Source organism: Acidimicrobiia bacterium, from assembly GCA_036271555.1.
In the GTDB taxonomy this organism is placed as follows: domain Bacteria; phylum Actinomycetota; class Acidimicrobiia; order IMCC26256; family PALSA-610; genus DATBAK01.
This window is the reverse complement of record DATBAK010000039.1, coordinates 32,112-48,625: the sequence shown is the minus strand read 5'-3', so window position 1 is coordinate 48,625 and position 16,514 is coordinate 32,112. Positions and strand designations below refer to the sequence as shown.

The window sequence follows — 16,514 nt, the reverse complement described above, 5'->3', positions numbered from 1 at the left end:
CGGCGGTGCAACCGGCGACGCCCGGTGTCGTCGGGAGCGAGCATGCGACCATGTGGTCGCGCGACGGAGGGCAGTTGGAGGAGATCTTCTCGGAAGGGTTGCGCCTGACTGCGCACCTCGCGCGGCCTGCGGGCGTGCAACGGGTGCCGGGTCTCGTGCTGCTCGCGGGGTTTCCGCGCGGCGCGGGCGGCGCGGCGATGGCCGGGCAGACGTACCCGCCGCTCGCGGAGCGCATCGCGCGCGAGACGAACTGGGCCGCGCTCACGTTCGCGTACCGCGGGACCAGCACGTCGGAGGGCGACTTCTCGATCGACGGCTGGCTCGCCGACGCGCGCGCCGCGGTCGACGCGCTCGACGAGCGACCCGACATCAGCAGCATCTGGCTCGTCGGGTTCCGTCTCGGCGGCACGATCGCAATCGTGACCGCGGCCGACGACGATCGTGTGCGCGGGCTCGCGACGTTCGCCGCACCCGCGTCGCTGCGCGAATGGGTGCGTGATCCCGCGTGGTTCCTCGAGTACGCGCGCCGCGGGGGAGTGCTCCGAACCGAGGGCTATCCCGCGGATTCGGTCGCGTGGACGCGCGCGATCGCGAACCTCGATCCGCTCGCGGCCGCCGGCCGCGTCACGCCGCGCGAGTGGCTGGTCGTGCACGGATCCGACGACGACGTCGTGCCGGTGGACGACTCGCGCAAGCTCGCGTCGAACGGTGGGCCGCGCGCCGAGCTGCGCATCGTGCAGAACGGCGGTCACCGGTTGCGACACGACCCGCGCGCGATCGCGATGCTCTTCGGCTGGCTCGATCGACAGCAGCCGTGATCGCACGCGCGCATCGACTCGCGCGCGCGGCCGAAGGCGTGAGCGGAGCGAGCGTCGAGGCTCGCCAGCGAGCGTGCGAGTCGGCGACCCGAAGGGGAGCCGGCGAAGGAGCGAGCGCATGAGCCACGAGAAGCCGCCGGAGATGAGTGTGCCGCGGCCGGACGAGGCGACCCCGGCCGGCGAGATGACGATGGCGCGCGCGTGGCTCGTGCACCTGCGCGCGAGCGTCCTCTTCAAGCTCGAAGATCTCGACGACGCGCAGCTGCGGTGGCGGCCCGCACCGACCGCGAACTCGCTCGGCGCGATCGCGGTGCACTGCGGCTACGCGGAACGACTGTGGCTGCGCGCGATCTTCGCGGGCGAGGCGATGGACATGAAGTGGCGCGCGCACATGTTCGAGTTGCCCGACGGATGGTCGGTCGCCGACGTCGTCGCGTTCCATCGATTCGAGACCGCGGCCGCCGACGCGGTGCTCGACGCGGCGCCGTCGTTCGACGTGGCGTCGCGCGGACCGACGCGGCCGACGACGCTGCGCTGGGTCGTCACGCATCTCGTCGAGGAGCTCGCGCGTCATGCGGGGCACATGGACATCACGCGCGAGCTGCTCGACGGCCGAACCGGCCGATAACGCCGCATCCGCCCGACCGAGCCCCGTTTCGCGAGGGTCGTCGGTTACAGTTGCTTCATGGCTCGAACCGGTGCCGGCACCGCGCGCGGCGCGCGGGTCATCCGGCCCCGAGCGTCCGTCGCGACCCGGTTCCGGCGCATCGCGGAGTACCACGAACTGCTCGTGGGGATGACGCGCAAGGAGCTGAAGGTCAAGTACAAGAACAGCGTTCTGGGCTTCGCGTGGTCGCTGCTCAACCCGCTCCTCTACCTCGTCGTGTACTACATCGCGTTCGTGAAGATCCTCGGCTCCGGGATCCCAGAGTTCCCGATCTACCTGCTGTCGGGGCTGCTCGTGTGGAACCTCTTCTCCGCGGGGCTCGGCGCCGCGTGCGGCGCGGTCGTCGGCAACGCCGGGCTCGTGAAGAAGGTCGCGTTCCCGCGCGAGATCCTGCCGCTCGCCGCGGTCGGTTCGACCGTGATCACGTTCTGCCTGCAGGCGACCGTCCTGTTCGCCGTGCTGGCGATCGTGCAGTGGAGCGTGTCGTGGACCTTCCTCGCGCTGCTGCCGCTCGCACTCGTCGCGCTCGTGCTACTCACCGCGTCGCTCGGCATTCTGCTCAGCGCGGTGAACGTGTACCTGCGCGACACGCAGCACTTCCTCGAGCTCGCGCTGCTCGCGTGGTTCTGGGTCACGCCCGTCGTCTACGGGTTCATGACGCTCGGCAAGCGCGGTCACTGGTGGTTCACGAGAGTGTGGGAGCTCAACCCCGTGACGCCGATCGTGCTGATCTTCCAGCGCGGCATCTACGCGCGCACGGACAACAAGGCGCTGAACATCGGCATCCTTCCGCACTGGCCGTTCTCGATCTACCTCGCGTATCTCGGTTACTCCTTTGCGTTCGGCATCGTGACGTTCTGCGTTGCGGTCGCGGTGTTCGGGCGCAGTGAGGCGAACTTCGCCGAGGAGCTCTAGTGCCGCCGGCGATCGAGGTTCGCGACGTCTCGAAGCGGTTCCGCCTCTTCCACGAGCACTGGGGCTCGCTGAAGGAGAAGGCGATCCACTTCGGTCGCATCCCGTACGAGGACTTCTGGGCACTCGACGAGAACCAGATCAGCTTCGACATCGAGGAAGGTACGACGGTCGGGCTGCTCGGCCACAACGGTTCGGGCAAGTCGACGCTGCTGAAGTGCGTGGCCGGCATCATCCAGCCGACGACCGGCGAGATCGTCACGCACGGCCGGCTCGCCGCCCTGCTCGAGCTCGGCGCCGGCTTCCACCCGGAGCTGACGGGCCGCGAGAACATCTTCATGAACGCGTCGATCCTCGGGCTGTCGAAGAAGAGCATCGAGCGCGTGTTCGACGAGATCGTCGCGTTCGCGGAGCTCGACAAGTTCATCGACATGCAGGTGCGCCACTACTCGTCGGGCATGTACGTGCGCCTCGGTTTCGCGGTCGCCGTGAACGTCGACCCCGACATACTGCTCATCGACGAGGTGCTCGCAGTCGGCGACGAGAACTTCCAGCGCAAGTGTCTCGAGCGCGTGAAGCAGTTCCAGCGCGAGGGCCGCACCATCCTGTTCGTGACGCACGCGGCCGACCTCGTGCGCCGCATCTGTGACCGCACGATCGTGCTCGACCGCGGTGTCGTCGTCGACGACGACAAGCCGGGCCACGCGGTGCGCACGTTCCGCGAGACGTTGCGCCGTTCCGGTCTGTCGACCGCGGCCGACGACGTCGAACCCGAGCCCGTCGACGAAGAAGCGCAGAGCCACGGCGCGCAGATGGCCGGTTCCGCGACCCTGCGGGTCAAGATCACGCACGTCGAGATCACGCACCCGGGGATCGCGGCCGGCCGCAACTGGTTGCTGCCCGACGAGCCGATGACGATCTCGATCAGCTACCACGCCGACGAGCCGACCGACGACCTCCTGTTCGGCGTCGGGATCCACGACCAGGAAGGCAACAACATCTTCGGCACGAACACGCGGGCTGCCGAGATCGAAGTGCCAAAGGCCGACGGCGACGGCGAGATGGCCTTCGTGTTCGAGCGCGTCCCACTGCTCGACGGCACCTACATGGTGACGCTCGCGATCCAGACGACCGACGAGGGCACCGTGTACGACTGGCGCGATCAGCAGTACCAGTTCGAGGTGATGAATCCGATGCGTACGATCGGCATGGTCGCGCTGCCGGTCGAGATCCGGTTCGGCGACCTCGCGGTCGAAGCGGGTCGGGGCTCGGCCGCGTAAGGGCCCCGCGCTAGATTCCCGACGTGGCGAACGGGTCCGATCCCGACCTCGAGAAGCTGGTCGCGGAGCTGCGCGACCGTGTCGAAGCCCGGCGCAACGCCGGGGCGTATCCCGACGATCTCGAAGAGTCGCTCGAGCAGCACTTCACGCAGCTCATCGGACCGCGCTCGCGCGTCGCGCCGCAGGCCTTCGACGAGCTCGACTCGCAGATTCGCGATCTCGGCGAGTACGAGTTCTCCCGCACGCGGATCGCGAGCTCGAGCGGCGTACCCGGAGGGGCGCTCGCGCACCGGCTCGTGAACCGCGCGCTGAGCCGCGCGATCGACGGTGTGCTCGCGCAATCGCAGGAGCAGCAGGTGCTCCTCACGGGTGTGCTCGCGCTGTTGAGTGAGATCGCGAGCTCGATCGCGAGCGGCGGCGAGCAGGTCGTCGCGCAGCAGCTCGACGATCTCCAACAGCGGCTCGCGGAGCACACCCGTTCGCTCAACGAGCTCGACCGGCGCGTCGGCGACGTTGCCGCGCGTGTCCCCGGCGCGGGCGTCGACACGTACTACGACGAGACCCACTTCACCCAGCGCTTCCGCGGCGGTGCCGACGATCTCCGCGCCCGCTACGCCGACCTCGTCACGCACTTCGAAGGCTGCAGCCCCGTGCTCGACATCGGCTTCGGCCGCGGCGAGCTCATGGAGCTGCTCGCCGACATGGGCCTCGAGGTGTCGGGGATCGAGGTCGACCCGCACCTCGTCGCGCTCGCGCGTGGCCGCGGGCTCGACGTCGCGGGCGGCACCGCGGTCGAGCATCTGCGCACGCTCGCGCCCGAGAGCCTCGGCGGCATCTCGATGATCCAGGTGATCGAGCACCTCTCGCCGCAGCAGGTGATCGACGTCGTCGAGCTCTGCGCCGAGAAGGTGCGGCCGGGCGGCAAGGTGATCATCGAGACGGTGAACCCCGAGTCGTTGTTCACGTACGCGCGCTCGTTCTGGCTCGATCCCGACCACGTCCGGCCCGTGCACCGCGGCCTGCTCGAGTTCCTCTTCACCGAGGCCGGGTTCCAGAAGCTCGAGGTCGAGTGGCGCTCGCCGGTACCGGCGAACGAGCGCCTCGTGCCCGTGCCCGGCGACGACGCGCAGGCCCGCGCGATCAACGAGAACTTCGACCGCATCGACCGTCTGCTCTTCGGCGCCCAGGACTACGCGCTCATCGCGACCCGGTGAGCCCCACCGCGCTCCTTCGCGACGCGGGGCTGCGCGCGTCCTCGGCCCGAACCGAGACGCCGTTCGGCATCCACCAGATCATCACCGCGGCGGCGCCCGGCGACGCGATCACCAACGTCGCGCTCGAGTTCCAGTCGGTGCTGCAGATGGCGGCGCCGTCGGAGATCTACGCGCGTCACGTCGCACCCGAGCTCGCGGGCAAGGTTCGCCACCTGCGCGAGTTCTCGCGCCACGACCGCAGGGGCGTGCTGCTGTACCACGCGTCGATCGGCGAGCCCTCGATCACGTCGTTCCTGCGGGCGCGTACCGAGCCGCTCGTGCTCGTGTACCACAACGTCACGCCCGCGCATTACTTCGAGCCGTGGGCGCCGGAGTTCGCCGAGCTGCTCGACCTCGGCCGGCGCGAGCTCGACTCGCTCCGCGACCGCGTGCGGCTCACGATCGCCGACTCCGCCTTCAACGCGGCCGAGCTCTACGAGATCGGCTACCGCGACATCCGGATCGTGCCGCCCGTGATCGACCCGCGGCGGCTGCTCGACATGACGCCCGACGCGGGCACGCTCAACTATCTCGACACGCAGCTCGGCATGCCGTTCGTGCTGTTCGTCGGCCAGCTCGTGCCCCACAAGCGACCCGAGCTGCTGATCGACGCGATGCACGTGGCGCGCACGTACCACGCGTTCCCGGCGTTCCTGCTGCTCGTCGGCCCCCACCGCTTCAAGAGCTACGCGAACTCGGTGATCCGCCACGTGCGCGAGCTCAACCTGCCCACGGCGCACATCGTCGGCGGCGTGCCCGACGCCAACCTCGCGGCGATGTTCCGGCGGGCGCGCGCGATGGTGACGGTCTCCGAGCACGAAGGCTTCTGCGTGCCGCTCGTCGAGGCGATGGCGTTCGGGCTCCCGATCGTCGCGACCGCGAACGCCGCCATACCGGAGGTCGTGGGCGACGGCGGCCTACTGCTGCCTCCGACGGCCGGCCCCGCACTCGTCGCCGAGGCGCTCATGCGCGTCGTCGACGACCCGGACCTGCGCCGCGACCTCGCGGAACGCGGCCGTCGCCGCGTCGCGAACTTCGACCGCGACCGCACGCGGCAGCTGCTGCTCGAGATGCTCATGGACGTTTTCTGATGCGCGTCCTCTACGTCGTGCAGCGCTACGGCGAGGACATCGCGGGCGGCGCCGAGCAGCACACGCGCTCGTTCGCGGAACGACTCGTGCAGCGGGGTCACGACGTCGAGGTGCTCACCACGAGCGCGAAGTCGTACGTCGACTGGGCGAACGAGCTCGAGCCGGGCTTCTCGTGGTGCAACGGGGTCGCGGTACGCCGCGTGCCGGTGCGCGAGCCGCGCTCGGCGGTGCTCTTCGGCGAGCTCAACGCGCGCATGGTCACCACGCGGCGCGCCCGGCCGCTGGCATTGCAGCGCGAGTGGATGCGGATGCAGGGTCCCGACTCTCCACGCCTCGCGCAGCTGCTGCGCCGCCGCGCCGCCGACCACGACGTCGTCGTGTTCATCACGTACCTCTACTGGACCGCGTGGGCCGGTCTGCGCGTGGGCGCGGGACGCGTCCCGACCGTGCTGCACCCGACCGCGCACGACGAGCCGCCGCTGCGCATGTCGATCTTCGACGAGGTGCTCCGGCTGCCCGACGCGCTCGCCTACCTCACGCCCGAGGAAGCGGAAGTCGTGCGCGACCGCTTCCCGAGCGTGCCGCGGGGCGAAGTCGTCGGCATCGGGATCGAGCCCGCGGGTGCCGCGGATCCCGCGCGCTTCCGTCGCCGCTTCGAGCTCGGCGACGATCCGTATCTGCTCTACGTCGGCCGCGTCGACCCCGCGAAGGGCGCGGCCGAGCTCACGGCGTTCTTCGACGCGTACAAGCGTCGGAATCCGGGGTCGTTGCGGCTCGTGCTCCTCGGCGAGACGATCGTCGACCTCGGCGGCCCGCGCGATGTCGTCGTGACCGGCTTCGTCGACGAGCAGACGCGCAACGACGCGCTCGCCGGCGCGCTCGCGCTCGCGCAGCCGTCGTACTTCGAGAGCTTCTCGCTGGTGTTGTGCGAGTCGTTCGCGCACGGCCGTCCCGCGCTCGTGCAGGGCCGGAGCGCGGTGCTTGCGGGCCACGCACACCGCAGCCACGCCGCGATCCCGTACTCCGGCTTCGCGGAGTTCGAGGCCGCGGTCGACGTCTTGATCGCGCGGCCGGAGCTCGCGGACGAGATGGGTGAGGCCGGCCGTCGCTACGTCGCGCGCGAGTACGGATGGGAGACCGTGCTCGATCGCTACGAAGCGCTCCTGACCGACGTGGTCGCGCGCCGTCAGGCGTCGTCGACGATGACGCCGGCGGGCCAGCTGCGGTAGAGGGAGGCCGGCAGCCCGTCGCGCGGCGTGCCGGTCGCGCGGGCGCGTGCGAACAAGTAGTGACCGAGGTCGGGGCTCCGCCACTGGACGAGGGGGGCCGCTTCGGCGCGGCGCGGCCACCGGTTCGGGTCGTACGGATGGCCGTCGGCGGTGTGCGACGCCTCCACGCGGTATCCCGCGAACTCGAGGATGCGATGGAGCTCGTGGCGCGTGTACTCGCGGTTGTGGCGCCCGTACGGTCCGAAGCCCGAGTACGGGTCGTAGATGTTGGTGCCGTGCACCATCGCCATCACGTTGTCGATGCGCGCGACGTTCGGTGTCGTGACGACGAGCAGCCCGCCCGGTCGCAGCACGCGGTGGATCTCGCGCAGCGTCGCGAGCGGGTTCATGAGCAGGTGCTCGATGATCTCGCAGAACAGGACGACCGCGAACGAGTCGTCGGCGAACGGGAAGCGCTCCTCTTCCACGTTGAAGAGCATGCTCGTGTGCTTCTTCTCCACACGCTCCGTCGCACCGATCGGGAAATAGGACACGGTCTCGACCGTCTCGCCGGAGGTGCCGTAGTAGTTCGCGAGCGTGAGGTCGAGGTCGGTGTACGACGCGAGCAGCTCGGTCGTGAAGTACGGGTTCGCGCCGAGCTCGAGCGCGGGCCCCGTCTCGGCGCGCACGAGCGCCCACGTGTGGAGGAAACGCCAGAGTGAGTCGTCGACGTAGGCGTCGAGATGTCCGGGCGGCTCACCGTTCACGGACCAGGTGCGGAACATCGCGGCGAGCTCGGCGAGCGTGACGCCGTCGGGAAGGGGTACTTCGGGCGACCGCCAGACCGCGTCGGGATCGACCCGCGCCGTCGTGGATGCCGGTGCCGCGGTGTCGAGCGCCCCCGCGGCCCGGCGGAGCAGACGTTGGACGGGCGGTGGGCTCGACCGCAGCGCGCGGCCCGCGAGGTGGCGGCCGCGCTCGGCCGGTGTCGGTGGCGATCCCATCGCGGTCGAGCCTAAGGGTTGGTGCTCGGCAACGCGCGGGTGACCGTGGCGAAGCTGCGGATGCCTTCCTGCACGAGCGCGATGTGCACGGTGTCGCCGGGGCCGCGCCGCGGTGTGTCGGCGAGGGCCGTGCGCAGATCGACCGCCTCGCCCGGGAGCACGCTGTGGGGCAGCGGGATCGTGTGCCGGTCGATCGTGTGTCCGTGTGCGTCGAGCACCGACGCGACGACGTCGACCTGGCCACAGCGATCGGCGCGGAGGTCGACGGGCGTGCCGAGCCACGGTGCGCCCGCACCGATGTGATGCACCGAGACGCGGAGCTCGGTCGCGGCGACGGTCGCGTCGATGCGCGCGTCGTACGCCGTCGCGGGCATCGCGGTGCACGGGTCGGGCGCGCCGGCGAGGCCCGCGCGCGCGACCGCGGCGCGCGTGCGCGCGGGCAGCCGCGACTCGTCGAGCCAGAGCAGCCAGTCCGAGTCGGTCTCCGCGGCCACGAGGCGCGCCGCCGGGTGGTGCGCGCCGTACGCGAGGCCGGTGCCGAGTACGAGCGGTCCGCATCCGGTGCGCGGTGGCCCGTACGTACCGAGGAAGCGCGTCTTCGGCAGGAGGAAGCGATCGTTGTATTCGAAGTTCTCGGAGGTCGCGACCGTCTCGCGATCGAGCTCGATGCACTGCGTGGGAACGCCCTGCTGCGCGAGCGTGTTGATGGCGTGGACGACCGTCGCGCGATCGAGGCTGCGCGCCGACGACGCCTCCAGATCACCGAACTGACCGACCGCGACCGCGAGCGCGACGACGAGCAGCACCACGACCGCGAAGACGCGCGGCCGCCACGCGATCAGGAGCAGTGCGACCGTCGCGATCGCGGCGCCGATGAGCACGGCCGCGCCGAGCGTGTCGACGTGCAACAGACGGTGGATCGGCACCCAGGCCGGCACCGCGGCCGACACCACGCCGTGATGCGGCCGGCGAACGAGCACCGGCACGGCGAGCCGCGCGACGAAGATGCCGGCGCCGACGCCCGCCGCGACTCTGAATGCCCGCGCCGCGTCCCGTCGCGAGAGCAGCCAGCTCGCGCCGATGACGAGCGCCGGGAGCGCGACGACTTCGTTGTAGCGGCCGAAATAGAGGTGGTCGGTGCGGTCGAACGCGGCGATGCCGGTGACGCGCGCGGCGTCGGCCACCGCGGTGACGGCGACCGACGCGAGCGCGAACACCGCGACGCTCCGCCGGGCCGCGTGCTCGCGGTCGCCCGGTTGCGCGCGCCCCGACGTGAGCCAGCGCGTCGCGACGATCAGGCCCACGATCGTGAGGCCCGCCGACGCGACCCCGAGATACGCGAACCGTCCGAGGAGCGCGCCGAGCCACGGAGCCCAATTTCCGGGATGCCGCGCGACGTTCGTGAGCCCTTCGGTGAGCCCGTTGTAGCCCTTCGTGTGGCCGGTGCCGCTCACCGCGCGGCTGAAGTTGCGACCGGCGAGGCTCAACACCGCGAGGAGCCCGGTCTCCGGCACCACGGTGCGCCACGAGCGGCGTTCGTCGAACGCGAGCAGCACCAGCGCGACGAATGTCGCGCCGACGACGATCAGACCGCGCGGCGAGACCCAGTACGCGAACGCGGCCGCGGCCGCGGCACCGAGACGGGCCGAGGTCGCGCGCCGCCGCGCCGCGTGCGCGAGCAGCACCGCGATCGCGAGCGTGGTCGGGAGCAACGCGTTCTCCGACATCGCAAGCCCGACGTAGTAGAACGCGAGCGGCGCGAACGCGACGAGACCGGCGGTCACCAACGCGACCCAACGCGGTGCGCGAGGTCGCAGCGCGCGCACGAGCAAGAGCGCGAGCAGCGGTGAGCCCGCGGACATCACCGCGTTCGTCACGAGCGCGGCGTGGTAGTAGCGCAGCGGAGTCGACGTGAACCGCGCGGCCGGAACGAGGAAGAGGCTGTAGCCCGCGAAGTAGCCCGCGCCGCTGCGCCCGTAACCGGAAGCGAGGTCGCGCGCGTCGCCGAGGTAGCCGGCCTCGTCCGGGTAGAGGTGCGGCGCGGGGAAGTGCTGCACCTGGAGCAGGTGCAGCACCACGACACCGAGCGCGAGCCCGACTCCGAGCGCGGCGAAGGCGCGGCGGCGTTCCATCACGGCGCTCGGAGTCGGCCTGCTCGCGCGACCGTCAGGTGTGCAGCGCCTGCACGACCCCGGTGCCCCGAGGTCCCCCGAAGACGCGGACGCCCTGCTGCACGAGTGCGATGCGCACCGAGTACGCGTGGTTGGCGCGCAGGGTGAACGTCTTGGGACCGAGCTTGGGATCGGCGAGCGGCTCGCGCACGTGCACCGTGTCGCCGGGCAGGACGGTGCGCGGCAACGGAATCGTGCGCACGTACACGGGCTGCTGGGCCTCGTCGAACACCGAGGCGATGAGGTCGACCTGGCCGCAGCGGTTCGCGTTCAGCGTGCCGAGCGACGCGAGCCATGGCGCACCGGCCCCGGCGTGCGCGACCGAGATGTCGACGATCGTGGTCGACACGTTCTGTCCGGGCGCGAGCGTGACGGTCGCGGTGATCGGCGCCTGGTACGCGGCGGCGGGCAGCGCGGTGCACGGGTTGTTCGGCGTGAGCAGTCCCGCCTGCGCCACCTTGGCGCGCAGCGTCGGCGAGACGCGCGACGTGTCGAGCCACAAGGTGAGGTTGGAGTAGTTCTCGAGCGCGACGAGTCGCGCCGCGGGGTTGCGCGTCGCGTACGACAACCCGCTCGAGATCACGAGCGGTCCGCACTTCGGGTTCGGTCCGTTCGGCGCGTGGACGAACGTCGTCTTCGGGACGAGGAAGCGGTAGTCGTACTCCTCCCACAGGAGGTCGCCGACGTTCGGGACCTGCTCGAACTCCGCGCACTTCGTCGGCACGCCCTGCTTGCCGAGCGCTTCGATCGCGTGGCTCAACGTGCCGCGCGCCGCGCTGCCGACCGACGGCGGCTCGAGGTTGCGGATGTGGCTCACCGCGACCGCGGGCGCGATCACGACGACGAGCACGATTCCGAACACGCGCGGCTCGACCCAGAGGAGCGCGAGCGCAAGCGTCGCGATCGCGGCGCCCGCGAGGAGCGCGCTCGGCAACGTGTCGAGGTTGAGGAACCAGTTGAGCGGGATCCACGCAGGCACCGCGGCCGCCATCACCGGGTGGTTCGGCGGCGGGTGCGGGATCAGCACGCGCACGAGCCCGAGTGCGACGAAGAGGCCGCCACCCACCACGACCACGACGCCGAGCCCGCGCCGGCGACGCGCGTGCGACAGCATCCAGCTCGCGCCGATCACGAGCGCAGGCAGCGCGAGGACCTCGTTGTAGCGGCCGAAGTAGAGGTGGTCGATGCGGTCGAACTTGCTGATGCCCGCGACGCGTGCCGCGTCGGCGAGCACCGTCACCACGATCGAGAGCACCGCGAACACCGCGACGCTGCGCCGCGCGCGCTGGAGCGCGTCGTCGGGCGCGGGGCGGCGGCCCACGAGCCACCCGATCGAGACGACGAGGCCCACGATCGTGAGCCCGGCCGACGCCACCCCGAGGTACGCGAAGCGGCCGAGCACGGCGCCGAGCCAGTGGCTCCAGAGGCCCGGGTGCTTCACGACCGACGTGATGCCCTGGGTGAGCCCGCCGTAGCCCGCCGTGTTGCTCGTGCCGTTCACCGCGCGCGTGAAGACCTTGCCGACGAACGCGGCGACCGCAATCGTGCCGACCTCGGGCAGCAGCGAGAGGAACGAACGGCGTTCGTCGAACGTGAGCCACGCGAGCGCGACGAGCGTCGCGGCGGTGACGATGATGCCGCGCGGCGACGTCCAGTACGCGAAGGCGCCGGCCGCCGCCGCGCCGAGACGCGCCCAGCGCTCGTCGCGTACGGCGGCGCGCGCGAGCAGGAGGGCCGCGGCGAGCGTCGCGGGGAGCAGCGCGTTCTCCGACATCGTCAGGCCGACGAAGTAGAACGCGAGCGGCGCGAACGCGACGAGCGCCGCGGTGACGAGCGCGACCCAGCGTCCTGACTTCGGCTGCAACGTGCGCACCAGCATCAGCGCGAGCAGCGGCGAGATCACCGAGAGGACTGCGTTCGTGACGAGCGCGGCGTGGTAGAAGCGAATCGGCGCGGTGGTGAAGAGCGCGGCCGGCACGAGCAGCAGGCTGTAGCCCGACGCGTAGCCCGAGCCGGTGCGGCCGTAGCCGGACACCATGTACCGCGCGTTCGCGAGGTAGCCGCCCTCGTCGGTGAAGATCTGCGGCGCCTGCAGCCGCAGCACCTGCGTGATGTGCAGGACGATCAAGCCGACGCCGAGGACGGCCGCGAGCACCGCGAAATGACGCATCGAATCCGAACCGCGACGTCCGGCCTTCGGGTCCGCCGGGGAGGCCGCGGTCGCGTCGAAATCGGCGCTCTCTCGTTCCGCTACCGCGCTCGTGATCGACCTTCCTCGGCGGTGACCGGTCGGCGCGACGGTACCAGCGGGTCGCGGTAAAACCGCTGAACCCACGGCTCCGGACGCGGGCCGTCCCGGCGGGTGGTCAGATGGCGACGGCTACCATGCGGGGCTTTCCCGGAGCCGCTCGACGCGGCGGGGCAACGGCCGGGGGCATGGGTCCGGTGCGCCGAACGGTGGCTGGACGGCGGAGATGAGCTCACGATGACGTCGATCGACCTGTCGCTCCTGCTGCCCGCCTACAACGAGGCGCCGAACCTCCCGGCCGTGGTCGAGGAGATCACCACGCAGCTCGCGTCGACGGACCTCGACTACGAGATCGTTGTCGTCGACGACGGCAGCAGCGACGGCACGATCGACGTGCTCGCCGATCTCGGCACCCGCTACGAGCGGCTGCGCTGGCTCTCGTTCCGCCGCAACAGCGGCAAGTCGGAGGCGCTGCAGGCGGGCTTCGCGCTCACGCGCGGCAAGGTCGTCGTGCTCATGGACGCCGACGGCCAGGACGACCCGGCCGCGATCCCCACGTTGCTCGCGGCGCTCGACGGTGGCCTCGACCTCGTGACCGGGCGACGCTCCCAGCGCAACGACCGCTTCATCAAGCGGTCGACATCGAAGCTCTACAACTGGATGACGTCGAAGATCACCGGCGTCCCCGGTCGCGACTTCAACAGCGGGCTCAAGGCGATCCGCCGCGACCTCGTCGACGAGCTCGACCTGTACGGCGAGCTCCACCGCTACATCCCGGTGCTCGCGGCGTCGAGCGGATTCGCGGTCGGCGAGGTCGACGTTCCGCACCGCGCGCGGCTGCACGGCGAGTCGAAGTTCGGGCGGGCGCGCTTCTGGCGCGGCTTCTTCGACCTCGTCACCGTGAAGTTCCTCACGACCTACAAGACGCGGCCGTTCCACATCCTGGGCGGTGTGGGGCTGGGCTGTGGCGGGCTCGGCAGCCTGCTGCTCGTCTGGATGCTCGTCGACAAGCTGAACGGCCACGCGATCGGCTCGCGACCCGCGCTCATCGCGGGCGTGCTCTTCGTCCTCGTCGGGCTCCAGTTCGCGTCGCTCGGGCTGCTCGCGGAGCTGATCGTCTACCGAACGCGCGGCGTGGTGGTGAGTCGGCCGGTGATCGCGGCGTCGGCGCGGGTCGACGCCGGCGCCGAGGACCGCTCTCGCGTGGTGTCGGCGCCGTAATCTCCTTGCGACCCGCCGATCCGCACGAGGGAGGATCCGTTGGCGCCAGCCGCTGAACGCGACCAGGTCACGCGAGCGCTCCACGAGAACGCCGATGCGCCCCGCATCGTCGATGCCGCGATCACCACGTTCCACGCCGAGCGCGGCGACGAGAAGCTCGCGCCGCTCGTGATCGTGATCGCGGCGTTGAACGAGGCGTCGGGGATCGGGCCCGTGATCGACGAGCTCCCGGACACGATCTGCGACCTCGCAGTCACCGTCCTCGTCATCGACGACGGCAGCACCGACGGCACGGAGGGCGTCGCCCTCGAGCACGGCGCGCAGGTGTGCCGGCTCGAGCGCAACTGCGGCCACGGCACCGCGCTACGCGCCGGCTACCGGATCGCGCGCGAGGGCGGAGCCCGCTACATCGCGACGCTCGACGCCGACGGCCAGTGGGACCCCGGCGATCTCCCGGCGATGGTGTCGCTGCTCGAGACCGACCGCGCCGACCTCGTCATCGGCTCCCGCCGCCTGGGCAGCACCGAGAACACCGACGCGGTGCGCAACCTCGGCGTGCGCTTCTTCTCCGCGCTCATCAGCTTCACGACCCGCGCGCACATCACCGACAGCTCGAGCGGGCTGCGGGCGATGCGCGTCGAGGTGACGGCGAAGGTGCGCCAGACGCAGCCGCAGTATCAAACGTCGGAGCTGCTCATCGGCGCCATCATGAACGGCTTCCGCGTCGCCGAGGTGCCCACGGTCATGCGCGTCCGCAACGCGGGCGAGAGCAAGAAGGGCAAGAACACCTTCTACGGCGTGCGGTACTTCCAGGTGATCTCGCGCACGCTCCTACGCGAGTGGCGCGACCGCATCCTTCGGTCGCGAAGCCACTGAACCGTTCGATCCGGTAGATCCGTCGCGCTCGCCGTCGTCGGTCGCGTCGACCTCGTGGAGGTCGAGCGGAGGCGGCTTGAACAGGATCTTCTGGAAGAACGCGTACTTGGCGGCGAACAGCACGCCGTAGGTCGCCATGTACGTGCCCGCGTTGAGCAGCGTGCGCGTGCTGCGTGCCGAGTGGATCGCCGCGTTGTTCACGACGCCGATCGCGAGCGCCGCCGCGATCGCGCCGCCGAGCGCCGTCGCCCAGTACGGCACCACCTCGCGCCAGAAGTCGGAGCGCTCGCGGCGCCCCCACGTCCAGGTGCGGTTCAGGTAGTAGCCGGGGATGATGCCGGCGATCGACGCCACGATCGACGCGCTGCGCGCGCCGAGCAGATGCGGCCAGAACAGGGCGATGAACACGACCTCGGAGACGGCGAAGCAGATCGCGGAGCCCATCGTGTAGCGCGACATCCGCAACCAGTGCGGCAGGTGGTGGCTGGGCCGGACGACGACCCGGGAGAGCGTGTCGCGCACGTCAGTTCGCGTCGTGCCGGTTCTGGACCCGCCAGTACGAGCGGCACGGGATCTTGGTCGTGTCGCAGCGATCGGCGTACTTGCGTGCGATGTCGGTCACCTCTTGCATCAGCCCGTCGGCCAACGTGGTGGGCTTCAGACCGAGGTCGATGAACTGGCGATTGTCGACCGCGAGGTCGTTCTCGGCCGCCTCGTTGCGCGGGTTGTCGACGTAGTCGATCTTGGCGCCGGTCAGCTCCGAGATCATCAGCGCGAGGTCCTCGATGCGGTGCGTCTCGGTCATCTGGTTGAGGATCTTCACCCGCTCGCCGCGTTCCGGCGGCTCGAGCGTCGCGATCTCGATGCACCGCACCGTGTCGTGGATGTGGATGAACGCACGGGTCTGACCGCCGGTGCCGTGAACCGTGAGCGGGTAGTCGACCGCGGCCTGCATGAGGAACCGGTTGAGCGCGGTTCCGTAGTCGCCGTCGTAGTCGAAGCGGTTGATGAGCCGCTCGTCGCGCTCGGTCTGGTCGGTCTGCGTGCCCCACACGATGCCTTGGTGCAGGTCGGTGACGCGCAGGTGGTCGTTCTTGGCGTAGAACGCGAAGAGCAGCTGATCCTGCGTCTTCGTCATGTGGTAGATGCTGCCGGGGTTCGGCGGGTACAGGATCTCCCGCTCGATCATCTCCCCGTGGTCGCCCTCGACCTTCACGCGGAGGTAGCCCTCGGGGATCGTCATCCCGGCGGCGCCGTAGCCGTACACGCCCATGGTGCCGAGGTGGACGATGTGGATGTCGAGGCCGGACTCCACGACCGCGGCGAGGAGGTTGTTCGTCGCGTTCAGGTTGTTGCTGACCGTGTAGCGCTTGTGCCACGACGACTTCATCGAATACGGCGCGGCCCGCTGCTCCGCGAAGTGCACCACGACGTCGGGCTTCCACTCCTCGAGGAGCGAGAGCAGCCGGTGGTAGTTCTCGGCGACGTCGAAGCGGTGGAAGGCGATCTCCTTGCCGCTGAGCTCCTTCCACGCCGCGAGCCGGACCGACATCGGCGAGATCGGCGTCAGCGACGACACCTCGAGCTCGTTGTCGATGTTCCGCCGGGAGAGGTTGTCGACGATCGCGACCTCGTAGTCACGATTCGACAGGTGGAGTGCCGTCGGCCAGCCACAGAATCCGTCCCCACCGAGAATGAGTGCTCGCATCAGCCGGTCGACCTCCTCGTGGACGGCACGTTCCCCACCGCCTCTGCGGGCCGCGCA

14 protein-coding genes are annotated in these 16,514 nt (G+C 70.4%); 9 read left to right on the top strand and 5 right to left on the bottom strand.

Annotated features, from left to right (window positions below; translation table 11 throughout):
* Positions 1 to 50 precede the first annotated feature (50 nt).
* From VH914_10755 to VH914_10725, 7 genes are all read left to right on the top strand, one after another.
* Complete coding sequence (locus tag VH914_10755) at positions 51 to 818, top strand: hypothetical protein (GenBank protein ID HEX4491676.1); 768 nt, start codon at positions 51 to 53, stop codon at positions 816 to 818.
* 118 nt (positions 819 to 936) lie between these two features.
* Positions 937 to 1,446, top strand: a complete 510-nt coding sequence (locus tag VH914_10750) for a DUF664 domain-containing protein (GenBank protein HEX4491675.1) — start codon at positions 937 to 939, stop codon at positions 1,444 to 1,446.
* A 57-nt stretch (positions 1,447 to 1,503) separates the two neighbouring features.
* On the top strand, positions 1,504 to 2,400 hold the full coding sequence (locus VH914_10745; GenBank protein HEX4491674.1) for an ABC transporter permease: 897 nt from the start codon (positions 1,504 to 1,506) through the stop codon (positions 2,398 to 2,400).
* Positions 2,400 to 3,677 (top strand): ABC transporter ATP-binding protein, encoded by a 1,278-nt coding sequence (locus VH914_10740; GenBank protein HEX4491673.1) that lies wholly within the window; start codon positions 2,400 to 2,402, stop codon positions 3,675 to 3,677. Before VH914_10745 ends, VH914_10740 begins: the two co-directional genes overlap by 1 nt.
* 23 nt (positions 3,678 to 3,700) lie before the next feature.
* Positions 3,701 to 4,891 carry a methyltransferase domain-containing protein gene (locus VH914_10735; GenBank protein ID HEX4491672.1) on the top strand — a complete coding sequence of 397 codons (1,191 nt, stop codon included), beginning with the start codon at positions 3,701 to 3,703 and terminating at the stop codon, positions 4,889 to 4,891.
* Complete coding sequence (locus VH914_10730) at positions 4,888 to 6,021, top strand: glycosyltransferase (protein ID HEX4491671.1); 1,134 nt, start codon at positions 4,888 to 4,890, stop codon at positions 6,019 to 6,021. Before VH914_10735 ends, VH914_10730 begins: the two co-directional genes overlap by 4 nt.
* Positions 6,021 to 7,250, top strand: coding sequence for a glycosyltransferase family 4 protein (locus VH914_10725; GenBank protein ID HEX4491670.1), 1,230 nt, complete (start codon positions 6,021 to 6,023; stop codon positions 7,248 to 7,250). The genes VH914_10730 and VH914_10725 overlap by 1 nt, the downstream gene beginning before the upstream one ends.
* On the opposite strand, the gene VH914_10720 is transcribed toward VH914_10725, so the two are convergent.
* From VH914_10720 to VH914_10710, 3 genes are read right to left on the bottom strand one after another with little or no spacing between them, the layout of a single operon-like run.
* Entirely contained in the window at positions 7,208 to 8,233 is a 1,026-nt protein-coding gene (locus tag VH914_10720; protein ID HEX4491669.1) for a class I SAM-dependent methyltransferase, read from the bottom strand. The two genes, VH914_10725 and VH914_10720, sit on opposite strands and share 43 nt — an antisense overlap.
* An 11-nt stretch (positions 8,234 to 8,244) precedes the next feature.
* Positions 8,245 to 10,365, bottom strand: coding sequence for a hypothetical protein (locus tag VH914_10715; protein ID HEX4491668.1), 2,121 nt, complete (start codon positions 10,363 to 10,365; stop codon positions 8,245 to 8,247).
* A 34-nt stretch (positions 10,366 to 10,399) separates the two neighbouring features.
* Positions 10,400 to 12,574 (bottom strand): hypothetical protein, encoded by a 2,175-nt coding sequence (locus VH914_10710; GenBank protein ID HEX4491667.1) that lies wholly within the window; start codon positions 12,572 to 12,574, stop codon positions 10,400 to 10,402.
* A gap of 315 nt (positions 12,575 to 12,889) precedes the next feature.
* On the opposite strand from VH914_10710, the gene VH914_10705 reads away from it, so the two are divergent.
* Both VH914_10705 and VH914_10700 read left to right on the top strand, forming a co-directional pair.
* The gene (locus tag VH914_10705; GenBank protein ID HEX4491666.1) at positions 12,890 to 13,873 is read left to right on the top strand and encodes a glycosyltransferase family 2 protein; all 984 of its coding nucleotides are present in this window, start codon (positions 12,890 to 12,892) and stop codon (positions 13,871 to 13,873) included.
* Positions 13,874 to 13,912: 39 nt separating this feature from the next.
* Positions 13,913 to 14,749 carry a glycosyltransferase family 2 protein gene (locus tag VH914_10700; GenBank protein HEX4491665.1) on the top strand — a complete coding sequence of 279 codons (837 nt, stop codon included), beginning with the start codon at positions 13,913 to 13,915 and terminating at the stop codon, positions 14,747 to 14,749.
* On the opposite strand, the gene VH914_10695 is transcribed toward VH914_10700, so the two are convergent.
* Positions 14,705 to 15,271 (bottom strand): GtrA family protein, encoded by a 567-nt coding sequence (locus VH914_10695; GenBank protein HEX4491664.1) that lies wholly within the window; start codon positions 15,269 to 15,271, stop codon positions 14,705 to 14,707. The two genes, VH914_10700 and VH914_10695, sit on opposite strands and share 45 nt — an antisense overlap.
* A 1-nt stretch (position 15,272) precedes the next feature.
* The gene (locus VH914_10690) at positions 15,273 to 16,457 is read right to left on the bottom strand and encodes an NAD-dependent epimerase/dehydratase family protein (protein HEX4491663.1); all 1,185 of its coding nucleotides are present in this window, start codon (positions 16,455 to 16,457) and stop codon (positions 15,273 to 15,275) included.
* Positions 16,458 to 16,514 lie beyond the last annotated feature (57 nt).

Bases quoted from the DNA above. Each gene is read 5' to 3' on its own strand.
- VH914_10755 (HEX4491676.1), top strand. From the start codon at position 51: ATGTGGTCGCGCGACGGAGGGCAGTTGGAGGAGATCTTCTCGGAAGGG.
- VH914_10750 (HEX4491675.1), top strand. From the start codon at position 937: ATGAGCCACGAGAAGCCGCCGGAGATGAGTGTGCCGCGGCCGGACGAG.
- VH914_10745 (HEX4491674.1), top strand. From the start codon at position 1,504: ATGGCTCGAACCGGTGCCGGCACCGCGCGCGGCGCGCGGGTCATCCGG.
- VH914_10725 (HEX4491670.1), top strand. From the start codon at position 6,021: ATGCGCGTCCTCTACGTCGTGCAGCGCTACGGCGAGGACATCGCGGGC.
- VH914_10720 (HEX4491669.1), bottom strand. From the start codon at position 8,233: ATGGGATCGCCACCGACACCGGCCGAGCGCGGCCGCCACCTCGCGGGC.
- VH914_10715 (HEX4491668.1), bottom strand. From the start codon at position 10,365: ATGGAACGCCGCCGCGCCTTCGCCGCGCTCGGAGTCGGGCTCGCGCTC.
- VH914_10710 (HEX4491667.1), bottom strand. From the start codon at position 12,574: ATGCGTCATTTCGCGGTGCTCGCGGCCGTCCTCGGCGTCGGCTTGATC.
- VH914_10705 (HEX4491666.1), top strand. From the start codon at position 12,890: ATGACGTCGATCGACCTGTCGCTCCTGCTGCCCGCCTACAACGAGGCG.
- VH914_10690 (HEX4491663.1), bottom strand. From the start codon at position 16,457: ATGCGAGCACTCATTCTCGGTGGGGACGGATTCTGTGGCTGGCCGACG.